Here is a 12,730-nt window from a genome sequence, read left to right as displayed (position 1 = left end):
AATCTATGAAGACGGCTTATGCCACAATTAAAGGTATTGAAGTCATGCGTGCACTACGTAAAGGACAAGCATCGTCATTTTATTATGGTCAGCCTCAGGGTGAAGTGTGTCAAATCAACAGGGTTTTCGGTCTCTAAGTACTTTTTAAAGGGAACATCATCGACTCAAATCTCTATTTGCAACAGTGCCATGTATAATGCCTCATGATGCGAGTTTACTGTTCTGATTGTCGTAAGCTGGCAGTCCAGTAGAAACTTTATTGCTCAGCTACAAAAGATAAATGCAGTAATGTAAAATTTCCTCAATTCCCTTATTTTGAAATTCTCTTATTCAATACCCACGACAGTGGTTATATAGCCTGTTGTTAATAGAATTGATAGACCTAATAACATCTCAAATAAAATGGCATGACTAAGGTGTTTAGCGAATTTAGGATGTTGAAGACGCGGGGTGAAATACCATTTGTTGAAGGCAGCTAAAAGTAGAATACTTATAACAAAAAACAATTTAACCATGAAACCATAGCCATATGCAGTATTGATTAAGGTATTAAAATCTTTAATTAAAAGAAGAGCTACACTAGCGCCACAGGCGATTAATATCCCAACAATGAAAGCAGCAATACGTCCAAATACATGCATGCGATCTTTTAAAGGTAAACCACTTATTTCCCGGCTGGTTTTCCATAACGGATATAAAGACCCCATCCATAACGACATAACTAGAATATGGATTGATAATAAAATTTGAGCAAGTAAGGTTAAATTAGCGACATGTCCGAGCTGGGAAAAACTAAAAATAATCGGGAGAAGTAAAACACAAAATATTGAACTTTCAATTATAGAAAACTGACCTTTGTTCCTGTTAACTTTAACCACCATGAGAAGAAGTAAAAGAGAAAAACTAATAGAACGAAGAACGTATATATACCCCGTCGGAGTATTAACCAATATATTAATATACGTGGGGTCCACCATCCCTGTAATACCAGTATTGGCAAAACTACCAATCAGAATAAAAAATCCCAAGGTACTGGAAATTAGGCCTAATCCAGCGCCAATTGTAATATATTTAAGAATCGATTCTTTTAGTTCAAGATATTGTCTAAGTAAAAAATAGCAAAAGGCTCCACCAACGACAAAAGCTAAACTTAAATATAAAATAACCTTAGTTAACCAAGTGGCCCACATCCAATATTCAGAAATCATTATTTTTGTCCATTCTAGAACAACATGCCAGCACCTCACTGACATGTTGAAAGGTAATCAATTCTTATTTAGTCGATTTGATAGTGAAACTATATTCACCATTCATGTTGTGGCCATCTTTCCCCATTGTTGTCCAGACAACGGTATATTTACCTTTTTTCAGTTTCGGAAGATCGACATTAAAGGATTTCTTTAAGTCATGCGTAACTTCATATTTTAAAGGGACATCTCTTCGCTGAGCATCCAGTAACTTAATATTCATCAACATAACCTCTGCACCAAAGTTAAGGGTCAAGTTCTTTGGTTGACTAAGGATAGATGCATTTTCCGCAGGAATCGCACTCACTAAACTCACATGAGCGAACGTAGTTGTAGTAGCCACAATCATCGTTGCAGCTACTAAAACATGACGTAGAGCAGTCATTTTATTTTGAAATAATTTCATTTACGTTTCCTCTTGATTCGTTAGTTCATTAGAGATGACTTTATAAAATCTGTATTTAATGAGACCACATCATCTCCTCTTATATTTCAATTATTAGTGAGAGACAGAAACAGAGTGATGACTTCAAAATTACATTTTTGTCATTTTTAAAAATCAATAGACTCAAGTGATAAAATTATTCAATAGAAATAAAAAAATTGTCTATAACCAGCTACCACCTAAGTAAAACACCGGTGGCATAACCAGCGATCAACTTCATCAAAAGAATGAGTGGAGCAAATAAATGAAAAATACCTCTCTCTATTTGTTTGCTTCATTCATTTAAAGGTTGTATCGGCTGATCAACTGATGGAAGGAAAATATCATGACTTATATCCGCCAAACTTTACTCACACTTTGTATAACCGTTGCCTCTTTAGGTGCATTAGCTCAAAATCCCGAAGAGCATAAAACGCATCACCCAGAAAATACCCTTTCATCTACAGTCACTGTTAACAAGACAACTACTGGCAAGATGAATCCAGACAAAATGGCTGCAATGGATCAACACATGAAGGCGATGCAAGCCATGCATGAGAAGATGATGGCTGCAAAAACCCCACAAGAACGTCAGAAACTTATGGCTGAGCACATGAAACTCATGCAAGGAGGTATGAGTATGATGAAACAGATGGGCAGCCAAAGCATGAATGCAAATATGGCTGACCGTCAGCAGATGATGGAAAAACGTATGGACATGATGCAATCCATGATGCAGATGATGATGGACTGTATGCCTCCGTCAGCAACTAAATAGTTACCCATGAATTAGGGGAAAGCACCATGAATCACCAACACCAAGAAAATAATTCAGTACCTAACTTCTGGTCTACACGTTATGCCATTGGTCTAATCGTGCTGGGTGGTATCGCAGCTTATTTTCTATTAACGGAACATTTAGCCCACGTTATCGGTGCTTTGCCTTATTTATTCCTTTTAGCGTGTCCACTGATGCATATTTTTATGCATGGTGGTCATGGGCATAACCACTCGCAGCAAAAAAAATCCGATATATCTGATAACAAAAAATAGCTCTTATCAGGAGATCCATCATGAATCATGCGGAATCGGCTTATGGTTTATGGACGCTGGTTATCATTAACTCAGCAGTTTTTATCATGTTCGCTTTCAGTTTTTTTAGACCTTCCACTGCGCGCGATTGGCGTACATTTGGGGCCTTTTCGGCTTTTATCATTGCTCTATTTGTCGAAATGTATGGTTTTCCTTTAACCATTTACCTGTTATCTGGTTGGCTTCAAACTCGCTTCCCTCAACTTGACTTACTTTCTCATAATGCAGGTCACTTGTGGTCAACGCTATTAGGTGAAAAAGGTGATCCACATTTTGGCATTAGCATATCGCCAGTTACGTTTTCTTGGGCTATGGATTTTACCTGTTATCAACGTCATGGCACGTGCTGTACAACGCGCAACGTCAGCATTCTTTAGCGATCACAGGCCCTTATGCACGTATACGTCACCCACAATACGTGGCTTTTGTGATGATCTTGCTGGGTTTTTTATTGCAATGGCCAACTTTACTGACACTGATTATGTTTCCAATCCTACTCTTAATGTACAGCCGCTTGGCAATTAAGGAAGAGGCTGAAATGAGTAAACAGTTTGGCGCTGTCTATGACAGCTATGCTCAACAGACTCCAAGATTTATTCCAAAATTCGGCCATAAAACCACTTTTCCATAAGAGAATTATTTATGTCAGATCAAAAAAATCATAACCAGGACCATATGGCACAGGCTACAACAGACGTACTGAAAGACCCAGTCTGTGGTATGACCGTCACTGAAGAATCGAAATACCATGAGGAATTTAAGGGGAAAACTTACTTTTTTTGCAGTGATAAATGTCAATCAAAGTTTCATAGCAGCCCGGTGCAATATATCGCTAAACCCGCAACGACGACTGCCGATGCACATACACAGCATCATCAGACTGTTCAACACGTTAATGCGGCAAGCACAACAGGTACGACCATCTATACATGCCCAATGCATCCAGAAATCAGGCAAGATCATCCTGGAAACTGTCCTAAATGCGGAATGACACTGGAGCCACTCATTCCTGAATTAGAGGAAGATGAGAATCCGGAGTTACGTGATTTCCGCCGACGCTTCTGGTGGACACTGCCATTGACCATCATCGTGACTTTTTTGGCGATGTTTGGTCATCAAATGAACCTGTTCAATATGGCTGTTCAGAGCTGGATTGAACTGGTGTTGTCACTCCCAATTGTACTTTGGGCAGGTTGGCCATTTTTTTCCCGGGGTTGGCAATCGGTTGTGAATCGCAGCCCGAACATGTGGACGCTGATTGGTTTGGGCACTGGAGCTGCATTTATTTATAGTGTGGTCGCAACCATTGCACCGCAAATCTTCCCAGACTCATTTATTTCCATGGGTCGTGTCGCTGTTTACTTTGAAGCTTCAGCGGTCATCATTTCATTGACCCTACTGGGACAAATATTGGAGTTAAAAGCACGTTCGCAAACTTCTGCTGCAATTAAGTCACTCCTTGGGCTCGCTCCTAAAACAGCTCGCCGAATCCTGCCTGATGGAACTGAAGAAGATGTTCCTCTAACGCATGTTCATGTAGGAGATTTACTCAGAATTCGCCCAGGTGAAAAAGTTCCTGTGGATGGTGTAATCACTGAAGGAAGTAGTTCAGTGGATGAATCGATGCTGACAGGTGAACCTTTACCTATCACTAAACGTATCGGCGATAAAGTCATTGGAGCTACCCTGAATACCAATGGTTCATTGATCATGCGTTCAGAGAAAATTGGTTCAAGTACCATGTTATCCCAGATCGTACAGATGGTGGCGCAAGCTCAACGATCGAGAGCACCAATGCAACGTATGGCTGATCAGGTAGCAGGTTGGTTCGTCATGGCTGTAGTCACCATTGCCTTGCTTACCTTCTTTGGATGGGGACTATTCGGCCCAGAAGAATCAAGCTGGGTTTATGCATTAATCAATGCTGTGGCAGTACTCATTATTGCCTGTCCTTGTGCACTAGGCTTGGCAACTCCAATGTCTATCATGGTTGCGACGGGTCAAGGTGCTACTCATGGTGTGCTGTTCCGTGATGCAGCAGCCATTGAGAATCTACGCAAGATTGACACACTAATCATCGATAAAACAGGTACGTTAACTGAAGGACGCCCTGTATTCGATCGTGTAGTTGCCGCATCAGGTTTTGACGAATCTGAAGTATTACGTTTAGCCGCCAGTCTTGATCAAGGCAGTGAACACCCGCTAGCCGAAGCGATTGTAAACGCAGCACACGAACGTGGCCTGTCTCTTGAAACACCAGATAATTTTGAATCGGGCTCAGGGATTGGTGTTCGAGGTCAAGTGGGCGATCGTCAGTTAGCTTTGGGCAACACAGCACTGATGGAGCAATTGGGTATCTCGGTACAATCTCTGATTCCGCAAGCCGAAGAGCTGCGTTCGGAAGGTGCAAGTGTGATGCATCTAGCCATCAATGGTGAATTGGCCGGTCTGCTTGCAGTATCCGATCCCATCAAAAAAAGTACCCCAGAAGCACTTGCCACCCTGAAGGAAGCGGGTCTACGTATCGTGATGGCAACAGGAGATGGTCTCACCACTGCCCGTTCAGTCGCAGCACGTCTAGGCATTGATGAGGTACATGGCGAAGTCAAACCCGCAGATAAACTAGAACTGGTCAGCAAATTGCAGAAGGAAGGTCGCATCGTGGCTATGGCTGGTGATGGCATCAATGATGCACCAGCCTTGGCTAAAGCTGATGTCGGTATCGCTATGGGAACCGGGACTGATGTTGCAATGAATAGTGCCCAAGTTACGCTGATCAAGGGAGATTTACGAGGGATTGCTGTTGCCCGTTCACTTTCGGAAGCTACTGTCAGCAACATGAAACAGAACCTCATGTTTGCTTTCCTTTACAATGCTTTGGGTATCCCTATCGCGGCTGGCGTACTATATCCATTTACCGGTTGGTTGTTGTCACCGATGATTGCCGCCTTGGCTATGAGTTTGAGTTCAGCTTCAGTCATCACCAATGCCCTTCGCCTGCGAAATAAAAAGTTATGATAGAGAGTTCCTTTCTTCCACCAGATGTATCAGGGCGCTGGTCGCGGCCGTATTAGGGCTTTCCTTATTATTAACAGTGTCCTACGCGCGTACCGCAAAACTTTCCGGTAATCTAAGCGCTACCACGACGATCACGATGCTGTTGACATTAGTTTTAGGTGCATATGCATCCCATGGTAATGTTACTTTAGCATTAACCGCGGCTGTAATCGTCGCTGTATTTTTGGATCTCAAGCCAACCTTACACGGTTGGCTACGCTTGATAGAGCATCGTGAATTAACCGCATCCCTGCAGTTGCTGGTACTTTCTGTCGTTATATTACCCTACTTACCCAATACGGGTCTGGGACCTTTTGCTACATTAAATCCTTACCAATTATGGTGGGCAGTGATCCTGATTGCCGGACTCTCTCTGGCAGGTCATTTTGCCATGCGGCTTACCGGTTCAGAAAGAGGCATATTCTGGACAGGTCTATTGGGTGGTTTGGCATCTTCTACAGCTGCAACTGTCGCACTGGCACGCTATACACGCCAGTACCCCGTCATGGTCAGTGCTGCTATTTCTGGAACATTGGCTGCCTGTGGCATCATGTTTTTTCGTATGGTTGTGCTGATAGGCGTCATTGAGCCAGCATTGCTAAGCACTTTTGGTGGTGCAATGATGATCGCGGGAATCCTTCTGCTGGGTATGGCATTGTGGAGACAACGCCAAATTACCAGCGCTGAAAACAACGATCGAACAATAGAAGCAATGGCTCCTTTTGATCTTGGGACAGCATTCAGCTTCGCTGCTTTCCTGGCTGTCATGGCAGTCTTGGTCCCGGCAGCAAAACAATGGTTGGGCACCAGCGGCATCTTCGTATTATCGACTATTTCTGGGCTAGCAGACGTAGATGCTATTTTAGTCTCACTTGCCCGCCTGCATAGTACTGAAGGCTTAACAACAAATGTGGCTGCTGTCGCGCTAGGGCTGGCCACACTGAGCAACATGTTAAGCAAAGCGACAATTGCATGGATGACAGGGGGGCACAGTTTGGCCGAGCTATCATATTTGGCTACACAATTGCCATGATAGGTGCTGGCGTAGCTCTGGCTCTCAGTTTGAGCTTTATGTAAGGTCAACTCGGGTAAATGGAAGATGTTCAAAAAATGAGTTAAAATGATTCCCCTTGCATGGATTCACTTTGAAAAACAATGGTAAAAATGATTCGACCATTGAGGGATTCAGCCTGGATGGTCGCCCCAAGCATATCAAGAATAGATTTTGTTATCGCGAGCCCTAAGCCGGTTCCTTCTTCTGTTCTTTGTCTAGATGCATCTGTTCGATAAAATCGATCAAATAACCTGGATAGTTGTTCAGGAGAGAGTTCAGGGCCTTCATTTTCAATTGAAAATATTGTGTTATCTAAATTCTGTTGAAGTTTTATGCGTATTGTAGAATTCTTATTTCCATATTTAACTGCATTAGATAATAGATTGCTGAGTGCTCGACGTAACATAGCAGGATCACCTTTGACATTTCCAGATCCTGTTTGTTGAAGCGTCATATTTTTTTCGGCAGCTAGCGCATCATAGAAATCAAATAAGGCTGTAACTTCTTTAACCAGGTCAATATTCTGTAAGTTCTGTAATTTTAGGCCATGTTCTGCTTTTGCCAAGAAAAGCATATTGGATACCATTCGAGCCAAACGTTCTAATTCTTCTAAATTAGAAAATAGTATTTCTTGATAAGTACCAATATCTCGGTTACGGGCAAGACATACTTGAGTTTGAGTCATTAAGTTATTAATCGGTGTTCTAATTTCATGCGCTAAATCAGATGAAAAATCGGAAAGCCTTTCTAAAGCTGATTCTAGTCTGTCGAGCATATCATTGAAGGCAATTGCTAATGATTTTAGTTCTGTTGGTGTGTGCTCAACTTCTAAACGTTCTGAAAGATGTTGGGCAGAAATGCCTTCTGCGACCTTAGCCATTTTTTGCACGGGTCTTAAACCTCTCCAGGTTGCAAACCAGCCTAAAAACATTAAACAAATCGTACCGGCTAAACCAATGTAAAAAAGTTGACGCTTAAAATCATTTAAAAAATGTAGATGTTCAGATGTATCGATCCCCACAATAATGCGTACAGATTGTATCTCAGTATTTTTGTTTATATCCGTGTTGTAGATCATGCCACGATAAGTCTTATCCTGAATTTTCCATTTAATCCATGAATTATTTGCTGACTTGGTTAAGTGTTGAGTATTAATTGTTGAAGGTGCTGAACTAAATAAAACTTTACCTGTCGGTCGTTCTATTTGAACCATAAGATCATGGTGTCCAACTAAAGCGTCTCTCAAATAAAGATTAAGTTCTGGAGAGTTTTTAGGATTCTGTTGGATAAGATTCTGAATCAGCTGGATTTTACCTTCTAATTGGGTACGGTCTTGAGTCTCAAAATGATGCATTACTAATTTATTTATGAACAAACCCATAATAATTAGAATGAAAATAGTAGATAATGAGAAAATGATACCGATCCGGAAACTGATCGCTCTGAATAAATTATTATTCATCTTCTACCTCTAATACATACCCCATTCCTCTAATATTTTGAATTAACTTAGGGGTAAAATTACTATCTACTTTATTTCTTAATCGTTTAATAGCGACTTCAACTACATTTGTATCACTATCAAAGTTCATATCCCAAATTTGAGATGCAATAAGTGCTCTTGGTAGAATTTCACCTCTTCTACGCATAAAAAGCTCCATAAGAGCAAATTCTTTAGCCGTTAAATCAATGCGTTGACCTGCTCGTGTTACCCGACGTTTTCTCAAATCAAGTTCTAAATCAGCAATCTTAATAATATTATTATCTTCTCTTTGTTGCCCTCGTCTAAGGAGCGTTTTTATTCGAGCTAGAAGCTCTGCAAAAGCAAAAGGCTTAACTAAATAATCATCAGCGCCTAGCTCTAATCCTTTTACTCGATCTTCGATTTGATCTCGGGCGGTAAGAAAAAGAATGGGCATTGTTTTACCGCTGCTACGAATATCATTGATAATATTCCAACCATTTAGTCCAGGTAACATCACGTCTAAAATAATTAAGTCATACTCTTCAGAAAGAGCTTGATGTTTACCCGTTAACCCATCTGTAACCCAGTCCGTAATATAGCCAGCTTCGGATAAACCTTGCTTGAGATAATCACCAGTTTTTTGTTCATCTTCAACTAATAGTATTCTCATTTCCGAATCCTAAGTCATTCATTAAAACTATAATAACGTTATAAAACATCTGATCGAGATAGATTACAAAAATGTCATTTTCAAGTCACTTAGATGTTCAGTGCTTCACTTTATTGTAGTAACAAGAAATTAACTTTTAGAGAAACTTATGAAAACTGTAGTGCGTCGTAGTCTAACAATTTTAATGTGTGCTGGAACTTTAATTGCTGGTATCCAATCTTGGGCAAAAGATGTATCAACCTCAAGTGCCACTAAAACGGTAAAAGCACAGGAACCTTGTACAAAACCTTGTAAAATGGAAAAAGATGACAAGACTCAGCAAGATCATAGTCAACATCAGTCTCCTAACTCATCTGACATGTCAAAAATGGATCATTCTATGATGAATATGGACCATTCTAAAATGGATCATTCAAAGATGAATATGCCTAGTAGCAATAAATAATTTTATAAATAGCGAGAAAGAAGTATTAAAGTTTATACTAAATATTTGCTTTATTACTTCAATCTTGACCTTTCTAAAGGTGAGATAGAATGTCAAAAAAGTTAAGTCATATACTCTTAATTGGAGTTGGTTTATTTTCATCAACTTGGGTAATGGCGGCAGTTAAAGAATATGATTTAACAATCGCTGAACAAACTGTAAATATCACAGGAAAACCAGTTGAGAGAATTACCGTAAATGGTCAATTTCCTGCGCCTTTGCTTGAGTTTGAAGAGGGTGATGAAGCCATCATTCGCGTGAAAAATAATTTAAAAAACCAAGATTCTTCTATTCATTGGCACGGACTGTTGTTGCCGGGCATTATGGATGGTGTACCAGGATTTAATGGTTTTAACGGTATTAAGCCTCAAAGCGAGTATGTTTATAAATTCAAGATTCGCCAAAGCGGGACTTATTGGTATCACGCTCATTCTAAAGGACAGGAACAGGACGGCTTATATGGTTCTTTTGTGATTTATCCAAAAGGTAAAACACCATTGGCAGCACATGAAAAAGCTGAACGTGACTATGTGGTGATGTTGTCAGATTTTCATGAAAAAACCAGTGATCAAATTCAGAAAGATCTTAAAATTTCAGCTGAATATTATCAAGATCAGCGTGAAACCTTGGGTGATGTTTGGAAGCAGGTTAAACGTGATGGCATAAAAGCGACATGGTCTGACCGCAAAATGTGGAATCAGATGCGTATGCTAAAAACCGACATGTCGGATGTTACAGGTTATACCTTCCTCATTAATGGCAAAACACCTGAACAAAATTGGACAGGAATGTTTAAACCGAATGAAAAAATTCGCCTACGTTTTGTGAATGCATCTGCGATGTCTTTCTACGATGTCCGTATTCCTAACTTGAAAATGACTGTGGTCAGTGCTGATGGTCAGCCTGTAAAACCTATTGCTGTGGATGAGTTTCGTATTGGCACAGCTGAAACTTATGATGTGATTGTGGAGCCAAAAGGCGGACATTATCAAATTGAAGCTGAGTCAATTGACCGTGCAGGCTATGCGATTGGTACACTGCACAATGAATTAAATCCTATGACACATGGCATTCATATGCCTGCACCACGTCCACGCTCACTTTTGACCATGGAAGATATGGGACATGGTGGCGGTGATCATGCAGGAATGGATCATTCGAAAATGAACCACGGCAATATGCAAGGCATGGATCACTCGAAAATGGATCATTCAAAAATGAACCATGGCGATATGCAAGGCATGGATCACTCGAAAATGGATCATTCAAAAATGAACCATGGCGATATGCAAGGCATGGATCACTCGAAAATGGATCATTCAAAAATGAACCATGGCGATATGCAAGGCATGGATCACTCGAAAATGGATCATTCACAGCATGGCACAGCAAAACCACAAGAAAATGATCAAGTGGTTTATGGTTGGGCAAATGCATCTACACCTGCGGGCAATAAAGCCTTGCAATATAGTGATTTAAAATCTTTAGAACCGCAAAAAGATACTCGTGAAGCTAGCAGTGAATTAGTAGTGCGTTTGGGCGGTACTATGGAGCGTTATATTTGGACGATTAACGGTAAAAAATTCAGCGATGCTGAGCCATTAAAAGTGAAGTATGGCGAGCGTATCCGTATCAAATTTATTAATGACAGTATGATGGCGCACCCCATGCATTTACATGGCATGTTTATGCAGTTGGAGAATGGTCAAGAGTCGGTAGATATGCCGAATAAACACACATTGATTGTACCACCGGGTAAAACAGTGACTGCTTTATTAACTGCGGATGAGTTGGGCGAATGGGCAATCCATTGTCATTTGTTGTATCACATGAGTGCAGGAATGATGAACAAGTTGATCGTGGCAAATGTTAGCGATGAACAAGTGTCTACAACGCCAATTCAAGGTACAAATTCGACTCAAACTCAACAAGTAACTGAGCAAAAAGGAGCTGAACATGCACATCACTAATTTTGTATTGAAAGCGATTTTTTCTGTTGCGGTATTGAGTTTAACGACCTTAAGTGTGGCGCACGAAGGGCATCATTCAACTGCTCAGACTGATGGAAAAAATGTACCATCAATGAATCATCAAGCGATGTCTGAGATGGATCATTCACAGCATTCTCCACAAGAGCATGCACAACACATGCAGATGATGGGGAAAATGAATCATGCTGCACATTCAGCACCGATGAACCATCAACATGCAGGTCATCAGCCAATGCATCACAAATCAACAGAGAAACAGCAAGATCAAAAAGTACAGAAAGGAGATCAACATGCGCACCATTAATCTTTTTTCTAAAACTGTTTTAGCAAGCTCTTTGTTGATGGTCAGTGCAGTGAGTTTGGCACATAATGGTGAAGATCATAGTGCGCCTGAAAAAATGACAGTTGCTACATCTTCTAGTCAAAATCAGCCGATGCAAATGGATCGCTCTCAAATGAACTATAGCCAAATGAATCAGGCACAACATCAGGCAACATCTACGGTTAATCATTTACATCATGTACCAGATGCGAATGCTCAGCAGAGTTCGCATTATGATCATCGCTCAGAACACGGTGCGCAAATTTATGCGATTACGACAGTGGATAATAAGTGGCTTGTCAATGAAGATGGCACAGGTGATTTAAAGTCAGAGTTTGAAACCCGTATTGGCACAGATGAAAATAAGGTTTTTATTAAAATTCATGCCGATAAAGAAGAATCGCATGATGCACATTATGATGCCAAACTTTTATATAGCCGTATGATTTCAGACTTTTGGGATGCACAGATTGGTACACGTTATCGTAGTGAAAAAGTTGAACTCAATGATCATCGCAAAGACACCGAAGAAAATGTTGATGCGGTGATTGGCTTACATGGTATGGCGCCATATTTCTTTGAAACTGATGCTTATCTCTATGCGGGAGAAGACAATTATGCGGGCTTTAGCCTAGAAACGGAACGTGATTTTCTGATTACGCAAAAGTTGATTATTCAACCTTATTTAGAGTTGGATGCTATCTTTAGTGATGACTCTAAATATGCGAAAAAAACTGGTTTAAGCAGTGCAACCGCAGGGTTTGAAACTCGCTATGAAATCAGTAAAAAGATCATGCCGTATATCGACATTGCCTATGAGTATTCAAAAGGTAATGATGAAACGTCGTGGCAAATAGAATCAAACTCTGAGAAAGGTTGGTTATATGGAGCTGGTGTTAGATTTAGATTTTAATTAATTTAATG

The 12,730-nt window shown here is 40.5% G+C and carries 11 protein-coding genes and 3 pseudogenes; 10 read left to right on the top strand and 4 right to left on the bottom strand.

Translation table 11 applies throughout. The features are described from left to right. Positions 1-137, top strand: a pseudogene (locus L6C30_RS04960) (IS6 family transposase); the annotation flags it as partial. A gap of 189 nt (positions 138-326) precedes the next feature. Here L6C30_RS04960 and L6C30_RS04955 read toward each other — a convergent pair. Further along, positions 327-1,208 (bottom strand): copper resistance D family protein, encoded by an 882-nt coding sequence (locus L6C30_RS04955; protein ID WP_019837828.1) that lies wholly within the window; start codon positions 1,206-1,208, stop codon positions 327-329. A gap of 64 nt (positions 1,209-1,272) precedes the next feature. Further along, a complete protein-coding gene (locus L6C30_RS04950) occupies positions 1,273-1,653 on the bottom strand; it encodes a copper resistance protein CopC (protein WP_019837827.1) in 381 nt (126 codons plus the stop codon). Positions 1,654-2,017: 364 nt separating this feature from the next. On the opposite strand from L6C30_RS04950, the gene L6C30_RS04945 reads away from it, so the two are divergent. From L6C30_RS04945 to L6C30_RS04925, 5 genes and pseudogenes are all read left to right on the top strand, one after another. Continuing rightward, on the top strand, positions 2,018-2,449 hold the full coding sequence (locus tag L6C30_RS04945; RefSeq protein WP_236162487.1) for a hypothetical protein: 432 nt from the start codon (positions 2,018-2,020) through the stop codon (positions 2,447-2,449). 26 nt (positions 2,450-2,475) lie between these two features. Next, positions 2,476-2,724: a DUF2933 domain-containing protein gene (locus L6C30_RS04940; protein WP_004695740.1), complete on the top strand. Its 249-nt coding sequence runs from the start codon at positions 2,476-2,478 to the stop codon at positions 2,722-2,724. Between the two features lie 20 nt (positions 2,725-2,744). After that, positions 2,745-3,394 (top strand): annotated as a pseudogene (locus tag L6C30_RS04935) (isoprenylcysteine carboxylmethyltransferase family protein). Positions 3,395-3,405: 11 nt separating this feature from the next. Further along, on the top strand, positions 3,406-5,781 hold the full coding sequence (locus L6C30_RS04930; RefSeq protein WP_019837826.1) for a heavy metal translocating P-type ATPase: 2,376 nt from the start codon (positions 3,406-3,408) through the stop codon (positions 5,779-5,781). Next, positions 5,768-6,897: pseudogene (locus L6C30_RS04925) on the top strand (MgtC/SapB family protein). Before L6C30_RS04930 ends, L6C30_RS04925 begins: the two are co-directional and overlap by 14 nt. A gap of 38 nt (positions 6,898-6,935) precedes the next feature. On the opposite strand, the gene L6C30_RS04920 reads toward L6C30_RS04925, so the two are convergent. Beyond that, entirely contained in the window at positions 6,936-8,336 is a 1,401-nt protein-coding gene (locus L6C30_RS04920) for a heavy metal sensor histidine kinase (protein WP_019837825.1), read from the bottom strand. Beyond that, complete coding sequence (locus L6C30_RS04915) at positions 8,329-9,009, bottom strand: heavy metal response regulator transcription factor (RefSeq protein ID WP_004679347.1); 681 nt, start codon at positions 9,007-9,009, stop codon at positions 8,329-8,331. Before L6C30_RS04915 ends, L6C30_RS04920 begins: the two co-directional genes overlap by 8 nt. Before the next feature lie 148 nt (positions 9,010-9,157). Here L6C30_RS04915 and L6C30_RS04910 point away from each other — a divergent pair, with 148 nt between their 5' ends. The 4 genes from L6C30_RS04910 to L6C30_RS04895 all read left to right on the top strand — a co-directional run bounded on the left by L6C30_RS04910 (position 9,158) and on the right by L6C30_RS04895 (position 12,719). Further along, positions 9,158-9,454 carry a hypothetical protein gene (locus L6C30_RS04910; RefSeq protein WP_019837824.1) on the top strand — a complete coding sequence of 99 codons (297 nt, stop codon included), beginning with the start codon at positions 9,158-9,160 and terminating at the stop codon, positions 9,452-9,454. Between the two features lie 89 nt (positions 9,455-9,543). Further along, a complete protein-coding gene (locus L6C30_RS04905; RefSeq protein WP_268920006.1) occupies positions 9,544-11,463 on the top strand; it encodes a copper resistance system multicopper oxidase in 1,920 nt (639 codons plus the stop codon). Beyond that, positions 11,450-11,788 carry a hypothetical protein gene (locus L6C30_RS04900; RefSeq protein ID WP_004668310.1) on the top strand — a complete coding sequence of 113 codons (339 nt, stop codon included), beginning with the start codon at positions 11,450-11,452 and terminating at the stop codon, positions 11,786-11,788. Before L6C30_RS04905 ends, L6C30_RS04900 begins: the two co-directional genes overlap by 14 nt. Next, positions 11,775-12,719: a copper resistance protein B gene (locus L6C30_RS04895; protein ID WP_019837822.1), complete on the top strand. Its 945-nt coding sequence runs from the start codon at positions 11,775-11,777 to the stop codon at positions 12,717-12,719. Before L6C30_RS04900 ends, L6C30_RS04895 begins: the two co-directional genes overlap by 14 nt. Positions 12,720-12,730 lie beyond the last annotated feature (11 nt).

Source organism: Acinetobacter sp. KAM396, assembly GCF_021602765.1.
GTDB classification, from domain to species: Bacteria; Pseudomonadota; Gammaproteobacteria; order Pseudomonadales; family Moraxellaceae; genus Acinetobacter; species Acinetobacter towneri_A.
This window is presented reverse-complemented; position numbering and strand designations above follow the sequence as displayed.

What these genes read in the sequence shown, in the direction of transcription:
- L6C30_RS04955 (WP_019837828.1), bottom strand. Translation starts at nt 1,208, where the DNA reads ATGATTTCTGAATATTGGATGTGGGCCACTTGGTTAACTAAGGTTATT.
- L6C30_RS04950 (WP_019837827.1), bottom strand. Translation starts at nt 1,653, where the DNA reads ATGAAATTATTTCAAAATAAAATGACTGCTCTACGTCATGTTTTAGTA.
- L6C30_RS04945 (WP_236162487.1), top strand. Translation starts at nt 2,018, where the DNA reads ATGACTTATATCCGCCAAACTTTACTCACACTTTGTATAACCGTTGCC.
- L6C30_RS04940 (WP_004695740.1), top strand. Translation starts at nt 2,476, where the DNA reads ATGAATCACCAACACCAAGAAAATAATTCAGTACCTAACTTCTGGTCT.
- L6C30_RS04930 (WP_019837826.1), top strand. Translation starts at nt 3,406, where the DNA reads ATGTCAGATCAAAAAAATCATAACCAGGACCATATGGCACAGGCTACA.
- L6C30_RS04920 (WP_019837825.1), bottom strand. Translation starts at nt 8,336, where the DNA reads ATGAATAATAATTTATTCAGAGCGATCAGTTTCCGGATCGGTATCATT.
- L6C30_RS04915 (WP_004679347.1), bottom strand. Translation starts at nt 9,009, where the DNA reads ATGAGAATACTATTAGTTGAAGATGAACAAAAAACTGGTGATTATCTC.
- L6C30_RS04910 (WP_019837824.1), top strand. Translation starts at nt 9,158, where the DNA reads ATGAAAACTGTAGTGCGTCGTAGTCTAACAATTTTAATGTGTGCTGGA.
- L6C30_RS04905 (WP_268920006.1), top strand. Translation starts at nt 9,544, where the DNA reads ATGTCAAAAAAGTTAAGTCATATACTCTTAATTGGAGTTGGTTTATTT.
- L6C30_RS04900 (WP_004668310.1), top strand. Translation starts at nt 11,450, where the DNA reads ATGCACATCACTAATTTTGTATTGAAAGCGATTTTTTCTGTTGCGGTA.
- L6C30_RS04895 (WP_019837822.1), top strand. Translation starts at nt 11,775, where the DNA reads ATGCGCACCATTAATCTTTTTTCTAAAACTGTTTTAGCAAGCTCTTTG.